The sequence below is a fragment of the Leuconostoc sp. C5 genome, from assembly GCF_056530425.1.
This window is the reverse complement of sequence record NZ_CP134351.1, coordinates 1,926,986-1,950,180: the sequence shown is the minus strand read 5'-3', so window position 1 is coordinate 1,950,180 and position 23,195 is coordinate 1,926,986. Positions and strand designations below refer to the sequence as shown.

23 protein-coding genes are annotated in these 23,195 nt (G+C 36.1%); 19 read left to right on the top strand and 4 right to left on the bottom strand.

Going from position 1 to position 23,195, the window contains the following annotated elements; translation table 11 throughout:
- Positions 1–120 precede the first annotated feature (120 nt).
- Together RHP56_RS09890 and RHP56_RS09885 are read left to right on the top strand one after the other, a co-directional pair.
- Positions 121–372 (top strand): hypothetical protein, encoded by a 252-nt coding sequence (locus RHP56_RS09890; RefSeq protein WP_011680528.1) that lies wholly within the window; start codon positions 121–123, stop codon positions 370–372.
- Positions 373–729: 357 nt separating this feature from the next.
- Positions 730–2,085, top strand: a complete 1,356-nt coding sequence (locus RHP56_RS09885; RefSeq protein WP_011680527.1) for a Na+/H+ antiporter NhaC family protein — start codon at positions 730–732, stop codon at positions 2,083–2,085.
- A 6-nt stretch (positions 2,086–2,091) separates the two neighbouring features.
- Here RHP56_RS09885 and RHP56_RS09880 read toward each other — a convergent pair whose 3' ends face one another.
- Entirely contained in the window at positions 2,092–2,580 is a 489-nt protein-coding gene (locus tag RHP56_RS09880) for a GNAT family N-acetyltransferase (RefSeq protein WP_050884524.1), read from the bottom strand.
- A 119-nt stretch (positions 2,581–2,699) separates the two neighbouring features.
- On the opposite strand from RHP56_RS09880, the gene RHP56_RS09875 reads away from it, so the two are divergent.
- From RHP56_RS09875 to RHP56_RS09865, 3 genes are all read left to right on the top strand, one after another.
- Entirely contained in the window at positions 2,700–3,128 is a 429-nt protein-coding gene (locus tag RHP56_RS09875; RefSeq protein WP_011680525.1) for a MarR family winged helix-turn-helix transcriptional regulator, read from the top strand.
- 473 nt (positions 3,129–3,601) lie between these two features.
- Complete coding sequence (locus RHP56_RS09870; protein ID WP_011680524.1) at positions 3,602–4,093, top strand: PH domain-containing protein; 492 nt, start codon at positions 3,602–3,604, stop codon at positions 4,091–4,093.
- 88 nt (positions 4,094–4,181) lie between these two features.
- The gene (locus RHP56_RS09865) at positions 4,182–5,537 is read left to right on the top strand and encodes a PH domain-containing protein (protein WP_223317065.1); all 1,356 of its coding nucleotides are present in this window, start codon (positions 4,182–4,184) and stop codon (positions 5,535–5,537) included.
- A gap of 123 nt (positions 5,538–5,660) precedes the next feature.
- Here the strand turns inward: RHP56_RS09865 and RHP56_RS09860 are convergent, their stop codons facing one another.
- The 3 genes from RHP56_RS09860 to RHP56_RS09850 all read right to left on the bottom strand — a co-directional run bounded on the left by RHP56_RS09860 (position 5,661) and on the right by RHP56_RS09850 (position 9,079).
- Entirely contained in the window at positions 5,661–6,617 is a 957-nt protein-coding gene (locus RHP56_RS09860; protein ID WP_084014679.1) for a DMT family transporter, read from the bottom strand.
- 139 nt (positions 6,618–6,756) lie between these two features.
- The gene (locus tag RHP56_RS09855; protein WP_102753563.1) at positions 6,757–7,578 is read right to left on the bottom strand and encodes a Cof-type HAD-IIB family hydrolase; all 822 of its coding nucleotides are present in this window, start codon (positions 7,576–7,578) and stop codon (positions 6,757–6,759) included.
- Positions 7,568–9,079: a BglG family transcription antiterminator gene (locus RHP56_RS09850; RefSeq protein WP_102753564.1), complete on the bottom strand. Its 1,512-nt coding sequence runs from the start codon at positions 9,077–9,079 to the stop codon at positions 7,568–7,570. The genes RHP56_RS09855 and RHP56_RS09850 overlap by 11 nt, the downstream gene beginning before the upstream one ends.
- Positions 9,080–9,299: 220 nt before the next feature.
- Between RHP56_RS09850 and ulaG the strand changes: the two genes are divergently transcribed.
- From ulaG to RHP56_RS09780, 14 genes are all read left to right on the top strand, one after another.
- A complete protein-coding gene (ulaG, locus tag RHP56_RS09845) occupies positions 9,300–10,373 on the top strand; it encodes an L-ascorbate 6-phosphate lactonase (RefSeq protein WP_102753565.1) in 1,074 nt (357 codons plus the stop codon).
- Between the two features lie 12 nt (positions 10,374–10,385).
- On the top strand, positions 10,386–10,862 hold the full coding sequence (locus RHP56_RS09840) for a PTS sugar transporter subunit IIA (RefSeq protein WP_011680520.1): 477 nt from the start codon (positions 10,386–10,388) through the stop codon (positions 10,860–10,862).
- A 13-nt stretch (positions 10,863–10,875) separates the two neighbouring features.
- Entirely contained in the window at positions 10,876–12,387 is a 1,512-nt protein-coding gene (locus RHP56_RS09835) for a PTS ascorbate transporter subunit IIC (RefSeq protein WP_102753566.1), read from the top strand.
- Between the two features lie 36 nt (positions 12,388–12,423).
- Positions 12,424–12,729 carry a PTS sugar transporter subunit IIB gene (locus tag RHP56_RS09830; protein ID WP_102753567.1) on the top strand — a complete coding sequence of 102 codons (306 nt, stop codon included), beginning with the start codon at positions 12,424–12,426 and terminating at the stop codon, positions 12,727–12,729.
- 10 nt (positions 12,730–12,739) lie between these two features.
- Positions 12,740–13,378, top strand: a complete 639-nt coding sequence (locus RHP56_RS09825; RefSeq protein WP_011680517.1) for a 3-keto-L-gulonate-6-phosphate decarboxylase UlaD — start codon at positions 12,740–12,742, stop codon at positions 13,376–13,378.
- 2 nt (positions 13,379–13,380) lie between these two features.
- A complete protein-coding gene (locus tag RHP56_RS09820) occupies positions 13,381–14,244 on the top strand; it encodes an L-ribulose-5-phosphate 3-epimerase (RefSeq protein ID WP_102753568.1) in 864 nt (287 codons plus the stop codon).
- 2 nt (positions 14,245–14,246) lie between these two features.
- The gene (locus RHP56_RS09815; RefSeq protein ID WP_102753569.1) at positions 14,247–14,975 is read left to right on the top strand and encodes an L-ribulose-5-phosphate 4-epimerase; all 729 of its coding nucleotides are present in this window, start codon (positions 14,247–14,249) and stop codon (positions 14,973–14,975) included.
- 345 nt (positions 14,976–15,320) lie between these two features.
- Entirely contained in the window at positions 15,321–15,689 is a 369-nt protein-coding gene (locus tag RHP56_RS09810; RefSeq protein ID WP_102753570.1) for a hypothetical protein, read from the top strand.
- A 666-nt stretch (positions 15,690–16,355) separates the two neighbouring features.
- Positions 16,356–16,976, top strand: coding sequence for a helix-turn-helix transcriptional regulator (locus RHP56_RS09805; protein WP_462794700.1), 621 nt, complete (start codon positions 16,356–16,358; stop codon positions 16,974–16,976).
- Between the two features lie 394 nt (positions 16,977–17,370).
- On the top strand, positions 17,371–17,829 hold the full coding sequence (locus RHP56_RS09800; protein ID WP_014325211.1) for a hypothetical protein: 459 nt from the start codon (positions 17,371–17,373) through the stop codon (positions 17,827–17,829).
- Positions 17,830–17,875: 46 nt separating this feature from the next.
- On the top strand, positions 17,876–19,684 hold the full coding sequence (recQ, locus tag RHP56_RS09795; RefSeq protein WP_102753544.1) for a DNA helicase RecQ: 1,809 nt from the start codon (positions 17,876–17,878) through the stop codon (positions 19,682–19,684).
- A gap of 352 nt (positions 19,685–20,036) precedes the next feature.
- A complete protein-coding gene (locus tag RHP56_RS09790; RefSeq protein WP_014325209.1) occupies positions 20,037–20,897 on the top strand; it encodes an SAM hydrolase/SAM-dependent halogenase family protein in 861 nt (286 codons plus the stop codon).
- A gap of 25 nt (positions 20,898–20,922) precedes the next feature.
- Positions 20,923–21,486, top strand: a complete 564-nt coding sequence (locus RHP56_RS09785; RefSeq protein WP_002815489.1) for an ECF-type riboflavin transporter substrate-binding protein — start codon at positions 20,923–20,925, stop codon at positions 21,484–21,486.
- A gap of 31 nt (positions 21,487–21,517) precedes the next feature.
- The gene (locus tag RHP56_RS09780) at positions 21,518–23,194 is read left to right on the top strand and encodes an ABC transporter ATP-binding protein (RefSeq protein ID WP_462794699.1); all 1,677 of its coding nucleotides are present in this window, start codon (positions 21,518–21,520) and stop codon (positions 23,192–23,194) included.
- Position 23,195: the final 1 nt, after the last annotated feature.

The following is a 23,195-nucleotide window of genomic DNA, read 5'->3' as shown; positions in this document are numbered from 1 at the left end:
ATTAGTCACAATAAGAAACTTGGTTAATTATATTGAACTCATTTAAGCAGACACATGTCTTTTCTAGATAAAGTTTCTTTGCTAGGTGTACAATGTGGTTAAGAAAGGTGGGCTTCAATTATGATTAAGAATAAAAGTGAATGGTTACAACAATATATAACGGTGATTTATGAAAGCAAAGAGCATGTCTTCAGAATAGTTGATACTGATGCCTTGTACAAGTTTACCAACACAAAACACGAAGATCTATTGGACAGTAAAAAAATTACAACCACTTTGTTAGATTCCTTTAGAGCGAAAGGAGTTTCATTAAATAGTGTTTCTGACAAAAAATTGTTAGCAGAATATGGTCTTGAACTTATTAATAAATAAGCATTTTTGTACATGGATTTGAGAAAATTTTGTAACATATGAGATTAAGTTGACAGAAAAAGAATTTCATAGTAGAATAAAATTTCTGTGAATAGCATAAATACTAAGTAAGATTGACATTCGGGGTGAAGAGAAGCAGTGGTTGGTGAAAACTGCGCAGGTGTCGTTATCTGAAATACAGCTATTAATATTTAAGCGTGGCAACACCATGTTATCAAATGTTAAAGTGATGCGTTTTTGACGCGTAAGCTGGGTGGTACCACGGATTTCTGTAAATGTCGATTCGTCCCTTCTGTTTTATAACAGCAGGGACGTTTTTTATTGCAGAAATATAGTTCTTATTCGCGGGAGATAAACATGGAAAACAAACTAACTACCAAGTTATCGACGACATTGTTGATTGTTGTAATTATTATTTTAGCTACTGCTGTTATTGTCTTTGGACTATCGCCGAGTGTGCCGATTTTGCTAGTGATTAGTATGATTGTCCTAGTCGCTCGGTTACGAGGTGTGAGTTGGCAAGAAAGTCAAGCAGCTTTGATTAAGGGAATCACTTCAGGTATAGCACCGTTGTTTTTATTTTTACTAATAGGCGCCCTGATAGCACTTTGGCTTGCTACCGGTGTAATCCCTACGATGGTTTGGGTTGGATTTAAAATGCTAAATCCCCAGTTCTTTTTACCAACTGCTTTGTTAACTTCCGCCGTAGTAGGAACGTTAATTGGTAGTGCGTTTACAACGTTATCAACTGTGGGTGTGGCGTTAATGGGTGTAGGAACGTTAATGGGCTTAAATCCAGCGTTAGTCGCTGGAACTATCCTTTCTGGCGCTATTTTTGGGGACAAAAGTTCTCCCTTGTCTGATTCAACTAACCTAGCAAGTGCCATTTCAGAGACGGATTTATTTGCGCATATCAAAAATTTAATGTGGACAACATTACCTGCTTTCGGGATAACATTTCTTGTGACAATTATGCTTGGTCTCGGCCACCGTTCGGGTGCGGGAACAACACAAAAAATTGCTTCATTATTACCATTATTGCAACCAACGTGGTGGGCTATTGTGCCACTCTCTGTGCTGGTAGTCACCGCTTGGTTTAAAATCCCAGCTATTGCGGCCTTAATGATTAACATTTTGGTTTCCAGTGTGGCTTTTTTAGCACAACACAGTGTATCTGATTTTTCTGACTTATTAGTTCATGGTTTCAAGACGACAAGTAACAATCCTACCTTAATTCTTTTACTGAATCGTGGCGGTATGTCTTCAATGATGGATACCGTAATGATGATTATGTTAGCCTTAGCGCTTGGTGGTCTATTAGATGGTTTGGGTATATTGAAAGCTGTAATGGCACCTGTTGTAGGACATTTGCAATCCCAAGGATCAGTAGTTTTAGCAACGCTATTAACAGGTATTGGCGCCAACTTTTTGGTTGGGGAACAATATCTAGCGACTATTTTACCTGGGCAGTTATTTAAAGATAGCTTTACACGTGTGAACTTATCTGGGCTGGCGTTGGGAAGAACAATTGAAGATAGTGGTACAGTAACAAATTACTTAGTACCGTGGGGTGTCGCTGGTGCCTTTGCAGCGCAAACACTAGGTGTATCGGTATTAGCTTTCGCACCATTCACGCTGTTTGCATTGTTGTCGCCTGTGATGTCAATTGCTTCTGCGCTAACTGGTATTGGGTTGAAACAAATAAAAGATTGAAAAATGCTATTGGTTTACTACCTCTAGATCCTTCAAATACCAAGCATTCATTGCAAAATGCCCAGAACCAGAAATTGGAGAATTTAATAATTTAAAGCCAAATTTTTCGTATAAAATACAAGCAACTTTAAGATCATGATTTGTTTCCAGATAACAGGACTTATAATGAGTGCTGGCAAAGGATAACGCGGTTTCCATCAATTTTTTGGAGATTCCTAATCCTTGTGCTTCAGGAATTAGATATAACTTTTGAAGCTCACAAATTCCTTGTTCATTGTCAAATGGTGCAATCCCGATACCGCCAACTATTTTATTATCTAATTCGACTACCCAATATTTTGCGTTATCTAAATTATCATAGTATTCATTGAGGCGGCCCAATTGGGGATCAAAGTATGCAGTCCCTTCAATAGCAAAGTTTAAAGATTCTAGAGATTCTTGGATAATTTTTTTCACAATCAAATTATCCTCTTTTTTTATTGTTCTAATAATCATAACAAGCATGCTCCTATCAATGATATATAATAGATATTAAACAACGAAATTGTTGCTTATGTCCATATTTGAGGATATAGTATCACTATTTGTGGACTTAGTCAACTAAATGAGGGATTATGGATAAAGAAATTATTGATGATATCAGACGGTTTAACCGCTTCTATGCAACTGTTATAGGTATGTTGGACAGCAAAATTTCAAATACAGAATACTCTATCACGGAGGCACGAGTCTTATTTGAGATAAGGGAAAAAAACGGTGAATACATAGCTAATGATCTAGTCGCTAAATTAAATATTGATAGAAGCTATATGAGTAGAATTCTTCGTAAATTAAAGAAAGATGAATTGATTGAAAAGACAAGGTCTTTAAATGATAGCAGGAAAAACTCTCTAAGTATCACTGATGACGGCATTAAAGTGTTAGAACATGTTAATGATTCAACAGACGCGCAAATATTGAAACTTTTTAATGGTTTAACAAAGGATGAAGTGCTAGAAATCAGAGATGATATGTATAAGATACAGCAATATCTTGATAAATAGGCTGTTTTGTATGTGCTTGTGAGTGTTACCAGAAAAATAAGATGAACAGTAGCAAAACCGCTAATAAATTTTTACTAGCGGTTTTTTGCGTATTTTCTAATGAAGTAAACGTGAAACAGTATTAATGTTTATGTGAAATAGGTGTATGGGAACATTGTCACGTATATATTGTGGATGGTAATGTTATGAAGAACATATTTTTAACGACACAGATTATACTAAATGGTGGACAGTACCATTCTGAATGAGCCATGATTTGTGAGAACTGATGTTATCAGAGTTCCAACAAGGTTATACAAGATATAGAGGAAAAACGTATAATCATGCAAGGATGGTTTAAATGTTGATGAACGAGTATCGTAAACCGATGTAATTCAATGATTTGAAGTCTCAAATTGATGTCACTTTTTTGCATTCGGTAAATTGCTTTGATAAACTAAATATTATAATTTTAGAGTGATCGAGGGAAGAATATGATACCAGAAGATGCCGTGCAATTACCCAAAACAGCCAAATTCGTTTGGTTGATCCATGATGTCATTTGGTTTTTGTTTACATTTATAGGACTAGCCACTGTCTATATCCTTTTTTTACAATCGAAAAGGGATATTTATACAAATATTGCTTTAGTCTTCATGTTAATAGTTGTGTCGATACCGCTTATTCATATGGCGTTGATTAATTATTTTTACCATTTTAGGCGTTACTACATAGATGACCATGCGGTTTATATTTATCGAGGATTTGTATTTAGAAAAGTAGAAACTATTCCCTTAAATCGTATTCAAAATGTTGATACAACACAAGGACCTATTTTACGCCAGTTCAAATTAATGGACTTGTCAATCAAAACTGCTGCACATGGTTTTAAGATTAGAGAAATTGAGGAATTGACCGCAAAAAAAATGCGAGGTCAATTGGTAATAGCTGCTTTACATGCACGTGAGGTAGCTTCCGATGATTAAACAACACCAAAGTCTATTTGCTGTTTTTATAAATTTGTTAACTAATATAAAATTGATTATATGGCCGGCTCTTTTGGGGCTATTCAATATGAATGAGAGCCGATTCACATATTTTCCTATCATTGTGATTGTTACCTTATTACTTCTGTTGCTAAGCGCTTGGGTACAGTGGTTTTTCTTTATCTTTGAGTTTGATGAACACGAATTAACTGTAAAAAAAGGTATTTTCAATAAAAATCAGCTGCACATTCCATTTGAACGAATTCAAACGATAACGCGTACGATACCTTTTTACTATCAACCTTTTCATGTTGTGCGCATGCAAATTGATACGTCAGGTCAAGGAAAACCAGATGTGATTTTTGATGCATTAACTATAAAACAAGCTAACCTAATTGAACAAAAACGTCGGGTTGCTCAAAATAGTATTCAGAAAGAATTTGAGACAATTGAAACAACGAAGCTTCAATATCAGGTGACCACAAAGGAATTGATCGTCTATGCGTTGACATCCTTGGGTGGGTTAGGTGGCGTTGTCGTATTATTCACGATTTGGTCTCAAGTTGATGAGATGTTACCAAAGAATTTAAAATCGAGTTTTGAAGATTTCTTTAATCATCAATCTGTGACAGGACTTTGTATTCTTTTTGTCTTAACCGTGATTGTTGGTATATTTATCGGTTTTTTCAGAATATTTAATCGATATTTTAATTTTAAAATTGAACATCAGAACAATCATTTAGATATCTCACGTGGGTTTTTAGCGCATAAAACGATGCAACTAAAACTTAATAGAATACAAACGATACAACTTCGTCAAACAATGTTAAGGCGTTTGGTAAGATTAGTGAGTGTTAATGTGTTGCTTTCGGCGAGTCAGGATGAAAAAGATGCCCAAACGGTTCTGATTCCTGTGGCGTCAATAGATAAAATCATGACCACTTTAAAAAAGGTCTTAACGTCTATTGATTTTGATGTAGATCATTGGCAAGTGAGTAATATTGATAAAGCGGCTTGGTATCAGGTTCGTTTCAGTGTTTTGCGCAACATTTTTATAATGACTTTGGTAATTTCGGTTGTCATGTTTTATTTTCCAAGTATGTTGCAAAGATCATATATGTTGCTATTCTTCATCATCATGATGGTGATAACAGCCATACTAATTCTGAAGAACACACTGACGATTACCGAGCAAAAGCTTGGTTTTAATCAAGAATTAGTGTATATACAGCGAAGCAATGGTTTTAGCAAGGAAGGTTATTATATTCGTCGTGATAAAATTCAAGGGGTGCGAGAAAGCGGGTTCATAACAGTTTTTAGAAAAAAAGCACTACACCTTGATGTCATTGTAAGGGATGGCAATGGGCATCATATTATTCATTTGCGATATGTACCACAAAGTACGGTTAATCATTTTAAACAGTGGATGAATACGGGACTTTGAACTTTGCAATAGACAATGTCAGAATGTATTTTGTCGACACTTAATAAAAAACGTAAAACACTTATAGGTGTTTTACGTTTTTATATTTTTTATTTTAAGTTGGTGAATAATTGTATTTACTTTTTAAAAGAATTTAATTAACATAACGCCACCAACCATGAAAAATAAACCCAGAAGTTGAATGACTGAAATGGGATTTTTCTTAGCTCCAAACCACCCAAATTGGTCTACGAATAAACTGCCAGCAATTTGGCCAACTAAGACAATGACAACTACCAATCCAGTACCTAGTAAAGGCACTAGATAAACATTTCCTAAGACAAATAGAGCCCCAATGATACCGCCGACCCAAATCCACCAAGGCTGTTGTGAAAGTTGGATAGCTTGTTTTGCTTTATGAGCATAGTGATTTATTAAGACAATAATAAGCAGTGTTACGAATCCGACTAAGAATGAAATAAGAGCTGCCTTAAGTGAGGAGTTAATTACTTTACCTAAATGACCGTTAATAGCTGTTTGGAGAGCGCTAAGCATACCGGTTACAAATCCCAGAAATTGCCAAGGTAATCTTATGTAGTTTGACTCATTATTTTGTGAAGTTGCTTCTTTTGGACTGTTCTTTTGCTTTAATACTAGTTGTGTTAATGAAACAGAAAGAAAGACGCCGGCTAAAACTAGTAGGGCGCCTACTCCTCTAAACCAAGTAAAATCATGTTGCTTAGAGTAAAACCAACCAAAATTATCAATGAGCATACTCATGACAATTTGACCAAGAATTGGCATAATGACAGTTTGGACACTACCTAATTTGGGGAATAAGACAATATTACCGGTTAAATAGATGACACCTAGCGCACCACCAATCCAAATCCACCAAGGTTCAGTTGAAAAAAAGGAACCACTAATCGTGAGAGAATGAGTAGTTACTAGTGTTACAGCTATTAGAAAAAGTGTTCCAACACCAAATGAAACTAACGAAGAATTAAATGCAGAACCAAGCACACTGCGAAGTTTGGAATTAACTGCGGTTTGTATAGGCAAGCCAAAACCAATGACTAATCCAAGAATAAATAAAGGCATGACAGTTTCACCACTTTCTGAGAAATATCTGAATCATAAGATATATATGATTTAATCAACATAGGTATTATCCTAGGAAAATCGTATGGTTTTGTCAAGAATTTCGATTGAGAGAGAAAATTGATTTATTTTATAACTACTACAATGAAAAATAACTTTCCAAAAATTCAGCTACGCCGTCTTCTGCATTGCTCTTAGTAATGTTTGTTGATACTTTTTTAATCGATGGGATGGCATTATCCATAGCTACTGAAACTCTGGCTAAGCTCAACATAGAGTAATCATTTGCTTCATCACCAAAGGCCATTAAATTATCTGGAGTCAATGACAACTGTTTGAGTAGTTTTGATAATGCAGCGCCCTTAGTAACCTTATTTGGAACAAACTCTAATAAATTTCTTCTTGATCTGACAAAATTTATATTTTTAGTTAGTATGGGCGTGTGTTGGAGAACGTTTTCTAAATAATTTAACTCTGCGTCCGTGGCGCAGACGACAAACTTATTAAACATCAGATCTGGAGTTAATTCAGATAAAAGTTTTTCTGAATAAGGAATAAGTTTCCCTACTAATTCAACATACCCAGATTTTCCAAAATCTTTAATAGAATATACGCTGTCTTGCGTAACAAGGTCAATTGGCAAACGAATATTATGTATTAAGTTAAACACTTCATCAACGTCTGAAAGAGTAAAGACATGATTGATTAGATTTTGATTTGTATATATGTTTTTGATAATTGCTCCGTTAAATAGAATGGCGTAATCATTATTTTGATTCAATTGCAGTTGTGAAAGGAAAGGCTGTACGTTGGGGAATGGGCGACCAGTGGTCAGCACTATGCTTTTTCCCATAGTGTGTAAACTTTGTAGAACTTTTGTGTTCCTTTCGGATAAGGTTTTATTTGGCATAAGCAGTGTATTATCCATATCTAGGGCAATCATTTTTATTTTATTTGTCATTTGTTATTTTCTCCATAGGATTGATTTGTGATATAACAGTCTTAAGACGATCGAACTCACTTTCTTTCAATTCACTGTCGATTAGAAATGTTGGTTGTTTGGTACTGATTTCGGTAGATTCAGTAATAATTAAATCAGATTGATTGACATTGCTTGATGAATTATCAAAACTATTTAGCGCATGAATAGTCAGTGCGCATGGGACAGTACTGTTTTTTTCAATGACAGTTTTAAATAAGTTCTGGCTGTATATTGGCAGGGATGTAACCATCAATATGTTCAGTTTGGTCTCTTTTTGCTGAGATAGGCTGAAATTGTAGAATATCATGGCTAGAACACTGATTTGATCCGGAAGCAAACCGTAAGGAAATAAATGGTTATATAAAGCGCTATCAGTTAATTGATTTAGGGATTCTACAACATACTTTTCAAAAAGTGGTTCGTGATATAAATATTCGTAGACAGTAATATTCTGATAACGAACAGCGTACCAAAACGGTTTGAGTTGAGTCTGTATTTCTCGGATCAGTATTTTTCTTTCAGTATTTTTACTGGTGATGTGAGAAATAGTCATAAAAGCATCAACAATGTGCTCACTTAGAATCAAGAGGTCTTGAAACGAGTGTGAGCTAAAGTGATCATCCTGCTCTTTGGTAACACTAAGAAGTTGTAGTGTTAAAAATAGTTTCACAGAAGTTGGTATGTGAATCGAAAAATTAGTTTCTGCTACAAGAGCATAGTCTTGAATGATATTATGTTCTCGCCGATTTGTAAATGATGTAATATCAGAATCATTGAACAGGATTTCTTCAGTAATAGGATGATGGCTACTATACATTGAAGAAACAACAGAAAAAATAGTGAGTGTCAATGCATTAGAAATAGAGATACTTTTTTCCAAAGAATCTTTGTACATATTTTTCAATTTTTCACTGACTAGTAAAAATTTGGAGTGAGAGGGTTCTCCATCTAGTGAGTGAATAAAGTAGTTAAGCGGGTTTCTGTGACTTTGCAGTAGCATCAGACTGTTATATGCATGGACTAATAAATCATAGCGAGGTTCCTTAAACTCAAAACCATTTTTCTTAGAAAATTCAGGACGAAATTTTTTTCTCTTTTTTAAATCTGCGATATCGCGTAATACGGTATTTCTGGATACATCAAATAAAGATTGAAATGCAGATAGAGTCCATTTTTTTAAGGGGAGGGCAATACAAATATCCATGATCTGCTGCCGTTCATACGAAGTAAGGTATTCATCGGATGGCGCGTGTGATAGCTTATTTTTTAATACAGAAATTTGAGAATCTGAAATTTTTGTGCTTGGAACAAGAAAAGGTTGGTTTGATGAACGTAAATCGGAATTCGCTGCCTGAAGTAGATAATAAATTTTACGGCTAGACAAGTTCAAACGATTTGCCATGGTCTGTACGTTTGGTAATAGTTCTTGTGTGGCTATATAATTAATAAATTTCGCATAATTCATGTTTGACACTTGCATTTTTAATCGTTCCTCTCCTATATGTGAACAAATAATATCATCCCTAGTTTATGTTTATTTTACAATGTGGAAGAGAAGGTAAACAGTCTCATTAGAGCGCTCTTTTTGTGGCGGAATGGGACTGTTTTTTTATTTTATCATGTTTAATAATAGAGTTGTAGCAAATAATGTAAGCGCATACATTTAAAGTTTAGTTATTTATAGAAAGGGTTTAAATACTATGGTAAAAGCAAAGAATGTTCAAGAAGCAACACGTGAAAACTGGATAGAGAATACATTTCCAGAGTGGGGAACTTGGTTAAACGAAGAAATTGAAGCATCACAAGTACCGGAAAATAATTTCCGAATGTGGTGGCTGGCCAATAATGGTGTTTGGCTTAAAACACACGAAAATACCAACATTTTAGTAGATTTGTGGAACGGTACTGGAAAACAATCGCATGGGTCCGGTTTAATGAAAAAAGGGCACCAGATGATGCGAATGAGTGGTGTTCAAAAAATGCAACCCAATCTACGTTTGCAACCATTTGTTATTGACCCATATGCTATAAAGAACGTAGATGCACTCCTAGTAACACATATCCACTCAGATCACTTAGATATTAATACAGCAGCAGCTGTGCTACAAAATAGTAGCCCCGAAACAAAGTTTATTGGGCCTCAGGCAGTCGTTGATATCTGGGAAAGTTGGGGTGTGCCAGCTGATCGTACTGTTGTAGTTCATCCAGGGGATGAGGTCACGGTAAAATCGGTAACGATTAAAGCTTTAGAAGCCTTCGATCGCACAGCTTTATTAACGGTAGATCCAGATGTGAAAATTAAAGGTGCTTTACCACAGGATATGGACGAAATTGCAGTGAACTACTTACTTAAAACATCTGGTGGTAATTTGTATCATGCGGCTGATTCCCATATGTCTAATATGTTTGCTAAGCATGGTAATGAAAATGATATAGATGTTGAAATTATTAATTATGGCGAAAACCCAAGAGGAATTACTGATAAGGTTACGTCAATTGATGTACTTCGTTCAGCAGAAGATCTAAAGGCAAAGGTGGTTATTCCAGTTCACTATGATATTTGGTCTAACTTTGATGCTGATCCACAAGAAATTGTAAAACTTTGGCAAATGAAGAAGGACACGCTTAATTATCAGTTCCATCCATTTGTATGGAAGGTTGGCGGGAGCTATACATTTCCACAAGATAGGGATGAAATCCAATACCATTATGATCGAGGATTTTCAGATGTCTTTTCAACGGACAATGATGTGCCATTCCCATCATTCCTCTAAAGGAGCAATAAAATGACGATGCTTAAATATTTTCATGATAATGATTTGGTACGTATTTATGATGAGACACCGCAAGATTGGCGTGAAGCACTACGTATTGCCAGTGAAAATTTAAAGGAAAAAGAAATTATCACTGACGCTTATATAAATGAAATCATCAAAAACGTCGAAGTCAATGGTGCGTATATTGTGATAGTTCCAGGAGTTGTAATGCCACATGCATTGGCTACTGGACCCGGTGTTTTAGGTACAGGTATTGGCTTCGCTAAATTCAGTGAGATGGTGTCTTTTGAAGAAGGGAATCCAGAAAAACAAGGAAAACTATTTTTCACACTGGCTGCTAAAAACGAAGAACAACACTTAGAAAATATTCAAAATTTGATGGCTTTATTAATGACCGATGGCATGATTGAAGCGTTATCTAATATCGAAACACTAGATGATTTTAATCAAGTTATGAATCATTTTGAGAGTATCCCTGCAGAATAATGAGGAGAATAAAATGGATAGCATACTAGCAGGAATATTAAAAATTTGGGAATTCTTTGCTGATAATATTTTAACTCAGCCAGCATACATGATTGGTTTCATTGTATTGATTGGGTATATGTTGGAAAAGAAACCTTGGTATGAAAGTTTGGCTGGGTTTTTAAAAGCCACGATTGGTTATGTGATTTTGATAGTGGGGTCAAACGGATTAGTAACCAGTTTTCGTCCGATTTTAACAGGTTTGAAAGATCGTTTTCATCTTACAGCGACAGTAATTGATCCGTATTTTGGTCAAAATGCTGTTACGGATGGATTAGAGAAAACATTTGGTCGTTCGTTTGGTGATGTGATGATTCTGTTGTTGATTGCATTTGTTTTTAACATTTTACTCGTTCGATTTTCAAAATATACAAAATTACGAGCAGTGTTTACAACAGGAAATGTTCAAGTGCAACAAGCTGCGACAGCATTCTGGATTCTACTCTTTGCCATTCCTAGCTTAGGACGAATTGAAGTGCTGCTGGTGATGGGCGTGTTACTCGGTTTATATTGGGCGGTTGGATCGAATATGACCATCAAAGCAACACAACAACTTACAGATGGTGGCGGATTTGCCATTGCGCATCAGCAAATGTTTGGAATTGCTTTGGTTGCGTGGATTTCCGACAAAATGAAAAAGTCTTCTGATAAAAGCAAGACTAAATCAGCAAAACGTTTAGAAGATATAACGCTTCCTGGGTTTTTGAGAATATTCAATGAAAACATGGTAGCAACGGCTATCCTGATGTTCTTGTTCTTTGGAATCATCATGGTTGTGTTAGGAGAAAACTATTTTCATCAATTGTTTATTACTAGTAAGGGGACTTCAGGATTAGCCCAAGGAACTAGTTTCTTCTTCTACATTTTGACTACATCATTGGGATTTGCTGTCAATTTGGCAATTTTACAACTAGGGGTTCGTACCTTCGTTGGCGAATTAACTGAAAGCTTTACAGGTATCAGTGACACAATCTTGCCAAATTCTGTGCCTGGAATTGATGTGGCAGCAACATTTGCTTTTGGAGAACAAAACGCAGTAACAATCGGTTTCTTGTTTGGTGCATTGGGTCAATTCTTAGCTATTGGTGCATTGATGATCTTTCATTCACCAACAATTATAATTGCTGGTTTTATCCCCCTCTTCTTCGATAATGCGGTCTTTGGTGTTATTGCCAATAATCGTGCGGGTGCAAAAGCGGCGATGATATTACCCTTCTTCTCAGGCATTATTCAAGTAGTTGGCGCTGCGCTAATTTCAACATGGATTGGTATGTCTAAGTTTGGTGGTTACTTGGGTATGTTTGATTGGGATACGGTTTGGCCAGTGTTTACAGTTATTTTGAAATACTTAGGTTACTTTGGAGTAGTGCTGGTAGCGGCAATCTTACTCTTGATTCCTCAACTAGAATATCGTAAAGATCCAAAAAACTATTTCTTAATGGTTGAGGATTACGATGCATATAAAGAAAATAAGGGAATTGAATAAAACAATTTGTAATTAAAAAGAAATGGAGAAATTATTATGAATATTTTAGTATCTTGTGCCAATGGATCGGGTACCAGTTTGATGATGATGAAGAGTGTTGAAAAATCAATGAAAAAACTAGGTATTCCAATCAGTAAGATTAATCATACAAGTATTGCTGAAGGAAAGTCGACAGCAAGTCAGTATGACGCAGTTTTCACACCTTTAAACTTTGTCAGTATGTTTGAAGATGCCAGTAAAAAAGGTGTGACGATCGTTGGTGTGAAGAATGTTATGAGCGATAAAGAAATCACCCAACGTATCATTGATGAAACAGATTTTGAAGAAAAATATAAAAAGTGAGGATATGATAATGACAAAACCTAATTTACAAATAGCCTTAGATCAAAATACATTGGCAGATGCAGCAAGAATTGCTCATCTAGCAGGACCAATTGTCGATATTGTAGAAGTTGGGACAATTCTAGAATTACAAGCAGGCCAGCAAGCCATTCGCGTACTGCGAGAGATGTTTCCAGATAAGATTATTGCCTCTGATACAAAATGTGCTGACGCGGGGTCGACAGTCGCACAAAATTCTAAGGATGCTGGGGCTGACCTGATGACAGTAATTGATTCAGCTACAATTGCAACAATGAAATCAGCAAAATCTGTGTTGGATGGCATTCAAGTTGAGCTCTATTCAGCATGGAACTGGGACCGGGCTAAAGAATGGCAAAAAATTGGTATCGAACAAGTCATTTATCATCAAAGCCGAGACGCATTATTAGCAGGAGAGGTTTGGGGTAAAAAAGATTTGGACATTGTAAAACGTTTTGTGGATATGGGGTTCAAAGTATCTGTTACAGGTGGACTAAATATCGATACGATTAAATTATTCAAAGGCGTTCCCGTATACACATTTATTGCTGGTCGTGCAATTACAGGGCAAAAGGATCCTGCTAAGACAGCCCAAGATTTTCAAAATGAGATTAAAAAGTATTGGGCGTAACGATGGCAAAACTTGGAATTAACGAGAAGTCATTACCTTTTCAGATGTCTTGGCGAGATAAACTCAATTTAGCAAAAAAACATGGATTCTCTTTTGTAGAAATCTCAATTGATGAGACAGATGAACGTATTGAACGCTTAGATTGGAATAAGGAACAACGGTTTCAGTTAGTTCGAGATGTGTATGAAACAGGCATACCAATTGATACAATGATGCTGTCCGCGCTTAGAAAATATCCTCTCGGATCTGAGAACCCAAAAATATACACTCAAGCATATAACATGTGTAAGAAAGCAATTATCTTGGCTAAAGACCTAGGAATCAGGAACATACAGATTGCTGGATATGATGAGTATTATGGTTCTAAGACAGTGTTAACACGTGAAAATTTCATTGAAAACTTGCAGCGGGTAGTTGATTTTGCAGCTGAAAACCAGGTTATGATTTCCATTGAGACAATGGATGACACTTTTATTAATTCGATTGCTAAGGTGAAGAAGATTAAGAAATCCGTTGTTTCACCTTGGCTTCAGGCATATCCAGATTTAGGCAATATTTCAGCTTGGCCTGAAAATAATCCAGGAGAGGATTTGACAGAAGGATTAGACAGTATTATTGCTATACATGTTAAAGATACGCTAGCTGTTACGTCAAATACACCAGGAAAATTTAAAAACGTACCTTTTGGAACAGGAAATGTTGGATTCTTAGGATTATTTAAGACGTTAAGACGACTAGATTATCAGGGTACATTTACAATTGAAATGTGGTCTGAAAAGGAGAGCGATTGCATTAATAAAATTGAGAACGCTCATGATTTTATAGTTGATTTACTAACCGAATCTGGAATTTTAATCGAGGTGTAATCATGTTAGAAAAGCTTAAAAATGAAGTTTATAAGGCTAATATGGCGTTGCCTAAATTAGGATTAGTAACATTTACATGGGGAAATGTCTCAGGCATTGATCGTGAAAAAGGGCTATTTGTAATAAAACCCTCTGGCATTGAGTATGACCAATTAAAACCTTCCGATATGGTTGTGGTTAATTTGGACGGAGAAGTTGTAGAAGGTAATCTCAATCCATCTAGTGACACGCCTACACACGCCTATCTCTACCAACACTTTTTAAATATAGGTGGTATCACGCATACTCATTCACCTTGGGGCGTTTCGTTTGCTGCGGCAAAAATGGATATCCCAGCTGTCAGTACAACGCACGCCGATACATTTTATGGGAATATTCCTTGTGCACCGGCCCTAAGTGAAGAGGAAATTAAGACGGCCTACGAACTAAATACTGGGAAAGTTATTGTATCAGAGTTTGAGCATCGTGGGCTTGACCCAGACGCGACGCCTGCTGCCTTGGTCAGTCAACATGGCCCATTTACATGGGGCACGACCCCAGAGAAATCCGTATACAACGCTAAAGTGCTCGAAGTATCGGCAGAAATTAGTTACCATGCTTTGCAGTCAACAAGATCAGAAATTCATGTTCCGCAATACTTGTTAGATAAACATTATTATAGGAAGCACGGCGATAATGCCTATTATGGTCAGTCATCAACACAATCAAGAAATCACATTACGCACGCCTAATATAATAAAAAAGGCCTACGTAAATCAATAAAATGAACCCGCTAACTTGAACAAATTAAATGTTTGTAAAGTTAGCGGGTTCATTTTAGGTTTCGTAAAATAGATTACCTTCCAAAGAAGTAATGATTAATTTTGAAAAGCATTAACGAACGTTTAACATTAAGGTTTAATAGTATTCATGTTTATAAAAAATGAATTATGTGAAGATATTATGAACATAGCGCAAAATACAGCCTTTAGAGTGCAAAATTTAGAGGTTTGCAAGGAAGTATGGAAGATAACAAGCATCGCGGTATTGCAAGTGGGTTAGAGTGTAATATTAGCTTATTAATTTGGGGTATATAAATGTTTGAAGATGTTAGATTACAAGGACAAATATTGGGGGAAATGGCAACATTTCTAGGGGATTCTTATATGAGGTCAGTCTCAATTGCTCTTGTTATACAAGACCTTGGAGGCACTGAGGAAACTTTTTCTAATGTTTTAACAAAAACACATCAGTTAGTACATAATAATGACATTAGTCAATATACTATAGCTGATTTTAAAGCATTCTATCAGAAAATAGAGCCAGAAATATTTAAAAATGTTAATGATGTAATTATTATTAAGGTATTAAATGGTTTGTTAAGTATGTATATTGAAGATTTATACCCAGTTGCCAAAAATATAGCACTAACATATCAACTAGATAATAAATTACCTGGAATCTAATTCAAAAAATCTCTATGATCCCTTGGGTGCTTTTTATGTATACAAAAGTGATTAATTTTACAAAAAATGTTGACACACGTTTATCATTAATGTTTCAATAGTACATGCTTATAAAAATATTATCCATGAAAATGGAAATGGTTGGGTTGGAGTATATTCAAAAACGGATAGAACGGGTGATTCTGTTTATATGACTCAATAAATAGGGGTATATCATTTTGAAAAATCATTTATTCGAAAATTTTATTGTGATATCTATATTGTCATATATCTTAAAAAAGTTCCCTGATATGTTAGGCACACCGTTTTGGTTTTGGGATATTGTTTACATGGTGGTTGGTTTTGTAATTTTATCGCCTATAGTTAATTTTATTAGTGATAAATATTTCAGAAAAAATGATAAATAAATGCCATTTATTGGTGAGCTCGCATTAACTTGTGGGCTTTTTTTATTCAAGCGTTCTAAATATTTGTATAGTTATAAATTTTAGCTTTACAGAATTTATAATACCTATAACATATGAACGTATATTATTTTTTGTATAATCTATGTAAAGTCATCAAAATCAATATATCTCGAATGACGAGATACTAATTTTAGTTAAAGTACTTGCTGAACGTCCATTATTTCATTCATACTAGTAAAAATAAGTTCAGAGGTATGTCATGTTATTTTCGAGTAGTTTAAAACAATTGCGGTTGTCCCATAATCTGTCACAAACACAATTAGCTAAAAGATTAAATGTTTCACCTAAAACCATTTCAAATTGGGAAAATGAAAGAAATTTACCAGATATTGAATTGGTTATCAAAATAGCTAGAATATTAGATGTAACAATAGATGAGCTAATTGTCGGAAATAATCAGTTAGAAGCTAAACTTATCAAAGACGGTCATAATAGTTTTCGTGATACTGTGATGGCTATAGTAGTGACATTATATTCTTCATTAACTGGTATGTTAGCATTAGTATGGATTTTAAATATACAATCATTTCTTCGTAATATTGTTTTTTTGATATGGTTGTTCCTTGGCTTTCTTTTTTATTCTATGATAAAACCTGATAAGAATCAAAAAGAAAATCCTTTTGATTCTATATCACCAATAATTAGATATACCTTTGTAATACTATTTATGGTTTTAGGTCTAGCAATAACAATAGGGTCTTTTTGGTTGATAGTCAATTATCCGAAAAATATTGCTTGTTACGTAACGATGTTAGTTGGTCTCGTAATAATTATCATGACTAAACCCATTTGGCCAAGAAATGTTAAAAGTGCTAAGTAAATTTAACTATGCTTTATTTCTATACTTAGTATTCAAACTATGTTTAAATACTAAGTATGTACGAGCTAGACATGGACTTAACGTAAGAATATGTCACGAATGAACTTTTTATTATTAGGTAAACGAGTTCTAGTTAAAAAAAGGATGTTATCGAAAATTATATAAAATGAAATGTTCATATTGTTTACGTCCTTTACATAATAATCGTGACCTCATTTGGCTTTTCACTGTGTCTCTATTTGTCACTAGTAGTCAACGAAACCAAACTGCTATAAGAAACACCATATGCAATCAAAAATGGTCTTTTGTTTTGTTCCGGAACCATTTAAAGAACCCGATAAATGATATAATAATTTAAGATAATCATGATGTTGAATCAATTCTTGGGGGATATATGTTAATTCGGGATATGGTACGAACTAAGCCAATTAGTTGGTTATTATTCATATTTGGTTCGGATATTATGATGACATATGGTTTGTTGTTATATCAAGGATCAACACGTTTTAATCCCATGCGAGATTATATAACGATATTGAAGTTTGTTTCTATGGATCTGGTTAGTTTTGTATTTATCATGCTTTTTTTCGATTGGTTACATGTTAAGTTTTTTCAGAATGAATCGGAAAACTTGTTAGATAAAGTATTGCGAATTGGTGGCAATACGATGGCTGCGTACTTTGGCTGGTTTGCAATTGGTTTTGTTCTATTACAGTTGTTTAGTAATTTTCAAGTAAAGCAATTTTGGTTGTTAACGCTTGTGTCAGGCATCTTAGCAATTATGAACTGGTTGCTAAGACGTATAACGCCAATAAAGTTTCAATTAAATCCAATGGGAGCAGATGACAACTAATCGTCGTCTGCTTTTTAGTTAGAGGGCACATGCTATAATAGAAAATATGCAAACTGCGAATCCACAAACAATTTTAAAAGAAAAATTTGGGTACGATAACTTTCGAGCTGGTCAGCTAGATGTTATTAATAAAGTACTCGCACATAAACATGCTTTAGCTATTATGCCAACTGGTGGTGGAAAATCAATTACCTATCAGCTACCAGCAATGATGTTTGAAGGCATTACCTTAGTCATTTCCCCATTAATTTCGTTAATGAAAGACCAAGTTGACGGGTTGAACACCATGGGCATTCCTGCGACGTTCTTGAATTCGACAGTTGATGGGCAAGAACAAGCACAACGCATGTCGGACCTAAGACATGGGCTTTACAAAATGTTGTATGTTGCGCCTGAACGACTAGAGGTCCCTAGCTTTTTTAGTTTTGTTCAAAGTCTCAATATTGAGTTAATTGCTGTTGACGAAGCCCACGTTTTATCACAATGGGGACATGACTTTCGTCCGAGTTATCTGAATATTCTACCTTTGTTGGAACAAATTTCTGGACATCCAGCAGTTCTTGGTTTGACGGCCACCGCAACAGAGCGTGTTCGTGAAAACCTACAACAATTGTTACAAGTAGACAATGATGATACGGTCTTGACCGGCTTTGCGCGAGATAATCTGGCTTTGAATATTGTACATAATCAGGACAAACGAAAGTATGTGGTTGAATATTTACAAAAAAATCGTGAACAAACTGGTATTATTTATGCAGCAACGCGTAAGCAAGTTGATGAACTGACCACTTATTTGAATAAAATAGGCATTAATGCAGGTCGTTACCATGCTGGATTATCTGAAAAGGAACGTCAAAGACAGCAAGAAGCGTTTCTATATGATGAAAATCCAGTTATTGTGGCTACAAACGCTTTTGGGATGGGTATTAATAAACCAAATGTGCGCTACGTAATCCATTACTCCGTCCCGGGAAACATTGAGGCATATTATCAGGAAATTGGCCGTGCGGGTCGTGATGGGTTACCCGCCGAAGCTATATTATTATATGCACCACAGGATATGCATCTGCAAGAATTCTTTGTTCAAAAGTCAGAAGGTTCAGAAGAACACAAGCAAAATGAATATGACAAAATTCGAGAAATGAACGCTTTTGCTAATACGCAAACTTGCTTAGCACGCTATTTATTGCAATACTTCGGTGAAACGGTGACAGAAGATTGTGGTCATTGCTCGAATTGTTTGGATACGCGTGAGTGGGTTGATGTTACGGTAGATGCGCAAAAAGTGCTGGCTAATGTGATGCGTATGAATCAACGCTTTGGTAAAACGATGGTCGCTAAGGTTTTAAAAGGATCAAATGATGCTAGTGTGCGTAAGTATGAGTTTTTACATGATTTACCAACGTTTGGTTTGATGAAAGAGCGAACGCTAAAAGAGCTGACGCGCTTTATTGACTACTTAACGGCTGAAGGATATTTACGTTTCGAGGGAGCAGAGTTTCCCGTGTTAAAAGTAACATCGTTAGGGGCCGAAGTATTAAAAGGTGAAATTGAGATTAAAAAACGTCTTGAGAAGGTACGTATTGTCAGTCAGAAAGTGACTACTGATGATTTGAAACTTTCCGACGAAGATAATCGTCTGTTTGCAAAGTTAAAGGAAAAACGTTTAGAATTAGCTCGGGCCGCTGGTTTGCCACCTTTCTTAATATTCTCAGACAAAACGTTAATGAGTATGGCACAGGCGCGTCCGCAAACTGATACAGAGTTCTTAGCAATCTCTGGTGTGGGTGAAAAGAAGTTTGAAATTTATCATAATGATTTTGCAAAGGTTATTAATGATTTTATTGTAGTTTAATCATAAACGTATTGACAAATATTCATAATTATCTTAAGGTATTATTAGGATATTAAAATCGTTGAAGCGAAGAGTAGATAACGAGCGGAAATTCAAGCGAGTCAGGATAGTGGAAGCTGACATGAAGCAGTTTATTGAAGATGAACGTGGATGATATCGTGAGATTTAAGTTGTTAAGTTTCGCGGTCGGTTAGCGCCGTTACAGTATGAGAGCATGTATTATGCTAAATCTGGGTGGTACCACGTTTTTTACGTCCCTGTTAATCTGTATGATTAACAGGGATTTTTTGTATTTCTTACGATTTTTATAACCTACTAGAAAGCCATTAATAAGATGACCGAGGAATTGAAAATGACAAACAATCATTTAGTGTTACAAACAGATTTTGGATTACAGGATGGTGCGGTAAGCTCCATGAGAGGTGTTGCCTACAATGTTGCCGATAACATTGTTGTTAGTGATTTAACACATGGTATCACGCCATTTAATATCTTTGAAGGGTCGTTTCGCTTGTTTCAAACTTTTGACTATTGGCAACCGGGCACAGTTTTTGTATCTGTTGTCGACCCTGGGGTTGGCTCAAAACGTTTGTCAGTAATTGCCAAGACGACAGCTGGCCACTATATTGTGACACCAGATAACGGCACTTTATCGCATCTATTATCTAATGATTTAATCGAAAGTGTACGTGTGATTGATGAAACAACACAACGCCTTCCTGGTTCAGAAAAATCATCAACATTTCATGGGCGTGATATTTATGCTTATAATGGGGCTAAATTAGCTAGTGGACAAGTAGTATTTGAAGACTACACAGAAGAACTATCAGTTAGCGATTTGGTACGTTTACCAATTACACCTGGTGTTTATCAAGAAACGGTTTATGGGCAACCACAATTAGTGGGTAATATTGATATCACTGATGTCAATTTTGGTTCGTTGTGGTCAAATATTCCCCTACGCGAATTTGAAAAGATGAATTTGCAATATGGTGATACCTTGCGTGTTCAAATTAAATGTGATGGTAGTTTGTTATTTGATGAGGTGCTACCATATGTGCACACATTTACCGATGTCAATCCTGGCGAACCGTTAATTTATATTGATTCAGTGTATACAGTTGCGTTTGGTTTGCATACTGGTAGTTTTGAACAAACGTACCATGTGGGTGCTGGCCAAGGATGGGCTGTTTCATTAACCAAAGAAATATGATAGTCTCAAAGAAAAGGAGAGAAAAATGAAAGAAAATAACAAAAAAACAGGATTATCGGTGCGTTCAGTCGTTGCAACTGGTATCGGCGCTGCTGTGTTTTTCATTTTAATGAAGTACATTGCTATTCCAACTGGTGTGCCAAATACTAATGTTAACGTCGCTGAAGGCTGGTTAGCATTGATTGCTGGTTTATTTGGTCCAGTTGTTGGCTTTTTAGTTGGTGTTATTGGACACACAATTACTGACGCGACTTATGGTGCCCCTTGGTGGTCATGGGTCTTAGCTGATGGTGTGTTTGGACTATTACTTGGTTTGAGTAAAAGATTCTTGGACCTCGAGGGCGGGGATCTTTCAACAAAAAAGTTAGTTCAGTTTAATGTTTGGCAAATAATTGCTAACGTTATTGCATGGTTGATTGTTGCGCCAATCGGCGATATATTAATATACAAACAGCCAGCTAGTAAGGTATTCTTACAGGGCGCAGCGGCAACAATTGTTAACATTTTGTCTGTCGCTATTATTGGCTCTATTTTACTAGTGGCCTATGTCAAGTCACGTCCTAAGAAGAGCTCATTGCGTAGTGAATAAGTAGCCACGGGCTACGTACATAGGGGAAAACATGGTAGAACCATTTATTGATTTTCAACATGTGACATTTAAATATCACGCGCAATCTGAACCGACGTTACATGATGTGAGTTTTCAAATTTATCCTGGTGAAAAAGTTTTAATAGCCGGTGCATCTGGTTCGGGTAAAACAACATTACTGCGTTTACTGAATGGTTTAATTCCGCAAGCCTATCAAGGGGATATTACTGGTGAACTGACAATTAATGGTAAAAAGATCCTAAATCAGTCGTTGTTTGGCCTATCTTTGCAAGCTGGTACTGTTCTTCAGGATTCTGATGCGCAATTTGTGGGCATGACGGTCGCCGAAGATATAGCTTTTTCTCTTGAAAATGATAATCAGCCGATAAAAATTGTCAGAGAAAAAGTCGCTAAATGGGCCAATCGATTTGGGTTAGGAAAACGTTTGACGTTGGCACCGCAATCATTGTCTGGTGGCCAAAAACAACGTACTGCTATGGCAGGTGTTTTGGTTGATGAAGGGGATCTATTGTTATTTGACGAACCATTGGCTAGTCTTGATCCAGCTGCTGGTGCGGCTGCAATGGCACTGATTGATGAACTTCAACAAGAACGTAATATGACAGTGGTTGTGATTGAACATCGGATAGAAGATGTGTTACGTGCTCATGTTGATCGTGTAATTGTCATGGCACATGGTAGAATTGTCGCTAATGACACGCCTACTGCCATTATCCAAGCAGGCGTGTTGTCTGCAAATGGCTTAGACGAACCACTATACATACAACTATTACGCCGAGCAGGCGTTCCAGTGAATAAAATACCTCACGTAGCAGATGTTGAAAAAGTGGACGTTTCAAACTTTAGGGACCAAATTGAAACTTTGGCAGAACCAGTGCAGACAGTCACTCATGATGACAAGCAGTTGTTGGTCCAAAATTTGACCTTTGCGTACGACCAGCAAGAACCATTGTTTGAAAATTTGTCGACATCAATTCATGAAGGTGAAATTCTTGGTATTGTGGGCAAAAATGGATCAGGTAAAACAACTTTGTCCCACCTATTAACTGGCTTTTTGACACCCAGTGGGGGAGATATTCAATTAGATGGACGTTCGCTGCTAAGCGATTCTATTAAAGAACGGGCCGACCACATAGGCTATGTTTTGCAGAATCCTAATCATATGATTACGAAAGCAACAGTATTTGATGAAGTTGCCAGTGGGCTGCGATTGCGTAACATTGATGAAGAACAAGTAACGGAACGTGTGCGTGAAATGTTACAACTTGTCGATCTTGATGGTATGCGTAATTGGCCCATTTCTGCATTAAGCTTTGGGCAAAAGAAACGGCTTACAATTGCGGCTGTTTTGGTTTTGAAACCAGAAATTCTAATATTAGATGAACCAACAGCTGGACAAGATGCAACGCACACGTCTCAGTTACTCAGTTTCTTACAGAATATTAACATTACGAACCATACGACTATTATAATCATTACTCATGATATGCATTTATTAGCAAACTTTGTTCAACGGGCTCTGGTTGTTGTTGATGGGCAAATATTGGCGGATACAACACCAGCGGAGTTACTTGCAAATGAAGCATTAGTTGACGCTGCTAGTTTGCGAACTACCAGTATTTATCGTTTAGCCCAGCGTCTTAGCATTGTGCATCCAGAAGAATTAAATGCAGCTATAAGGAAATAAG

Bases quoted from the DNA above. Each gene is read 5' to 3' on its own strand.
- RHP56_RS09890 (WP_011680528.1), top strand. From the start codon at position 121: ATGATTAAGAATAAAAGTGAATGGTTACAACAATATATAACGGTGATT.
- RHP56_RS09885 (WP_011680527.1), top strand. From the start codon at position 730: ATGGAAAACAAACTAACTACCAAGTTATCGACGACATTGTTGATTGTT.
- RHP56_RS09880 (WP_050884524.1), bottom strand. From the start codon at position 2,580: ATGATTATTAGAACAATAAAAAAAGAGGATAATTTGATTGTGAAAAAA.
- RHP56_RS09875 (WP_011680525.1), top strand. From the start codon at position 2,700: ATGGATAAAGAAATTATTGATGATATCAGACGGTTTAACCGCTTCTAT.
- RHP56_RS09870 (WP_011680524.1), top strand. From the start codon at position 3,602: ATGATACCAGAAGATGCCGTGCAATTACCCAAAACAGCCAAATTCGTT.
- RHP56_RS09865 (WP_223317065.1), top strand. From the start codon at position 4,182: ATGAATGAGAGCCGATTCACATATTTTCCTATCATTGTGATTGTTACC.
- RHP56_RS09860 (WP_084014679.1), bottom strand. From the start codon at position 6,617: ATGCCTTTATTTATTCTTGGATTAGTCATTGGTTTTGGCTTGCCTATA.
- RHP56_RS09855 (WP_102753563.1), bottom strand. From the start codon at position 7,578: ATGACAAATAAAATAAAAATGATTGCCCTAGATATGGATAATACACTG.
- RHP56_RS09850 (WP_102753564.1), bottom strand. From the start codon at position 9,079: ATGCAAGTGTCAAACATGAATTATGCGAAATTTATTAATTATATAGCC.
- ulaG (WP_102753565.1), top strand. From the start codon at position 9,300: ATGGTAAAAGCAAAGAATGTTCAAGAAGCAACACGTGAAAACTGGATA.
- RHP56_RS09840 (WP_011680520.1), top strand. From the start codon at position 10,386: ATGACGATGCTTAAATATTTTCATGATAATGATTTGGTACGTATTTAT.
- RHP56_RS09835 (WP_102753566.1), top strand. From the start codon at position 10,876: ATGGATAGCATACTAGCAGGAATATTAAAAATTTGGGAATTCTTTGCT.
- RHP56_RS09830 (WP_102753567.1), top strand. From the start codon at position 12,424: ATGAATATTTTAGTATCTTGTGCCAATGGATCGGGTACCAGTTTGATG.
- RHP56_RS09825 (WP_011680517.1), top strand. From the start codon at position 12,740: ATGACAAAACCTAATTTACAAATAGCCTTAGATCAAAATACATTGGCA.
- RHP56_RS09820 (WP_102753568.1), top strand. From the start codon at position 13,381: ATGGCAAAACTTGGAATTAACGAGAAGTCATTACCTTTTCAGATGTCT.
- RHP56_RS09815 (WP_102753569.1), top strand. From the start codon at position 14,247: ATGTTAGAAAAGCTTAAAAATGAAGTTTATAAGGCTAATATGGCGTTG.
- RHP56_RS09810 (WP_102753570.1), top strand. From the start codon at position 15,321: ATGTTTGAAGATGTTAGATTACAAGGACAAATATTGGGGGAAATGGCA.
- RHP56_RS09805 (WP_462794700.1), top strand. From the start codon at position 16,356: ATGTTATTTTCGAGTAGTTTAAAACAATTGCGGTTGTCCCATAATCTG.
- RHP56_RS09800 (WP_014325211.1), top strand. From the start codon at position 17,371: ATGTTAATTCGGGATATGGTACGAACTAAGCCAATTAGTTGGTTATTA.
- recQ (WP_102753544.1), top strand. From the start codon at position 17,876: ATGCAAACTGCGAATCCACAAACAATTTTAAAAGAAAAATTTGGGTAC.
- RHP56_RS09790 (WP_014325209.1), top strand. From the start codon at position 20,037: ATGACAAACAATCATTTAGTGTTACAAACAGATTTTGGATTACAGGAT.
- RHP56_RS09785 (WP_002815489.1), top strand. From the start codon at position 20,923: ATGAAAGAAAATAACAAAAAAACAGGATTATCGGTGCGTTCAGTCGTT.
- RHP56_RS09780 (WP_462794699.1), top strand. From the start codon at position 21,518: ATGGTAGAACCATTTATTGATTTTCAACATGTGACATTTAAATATCAC.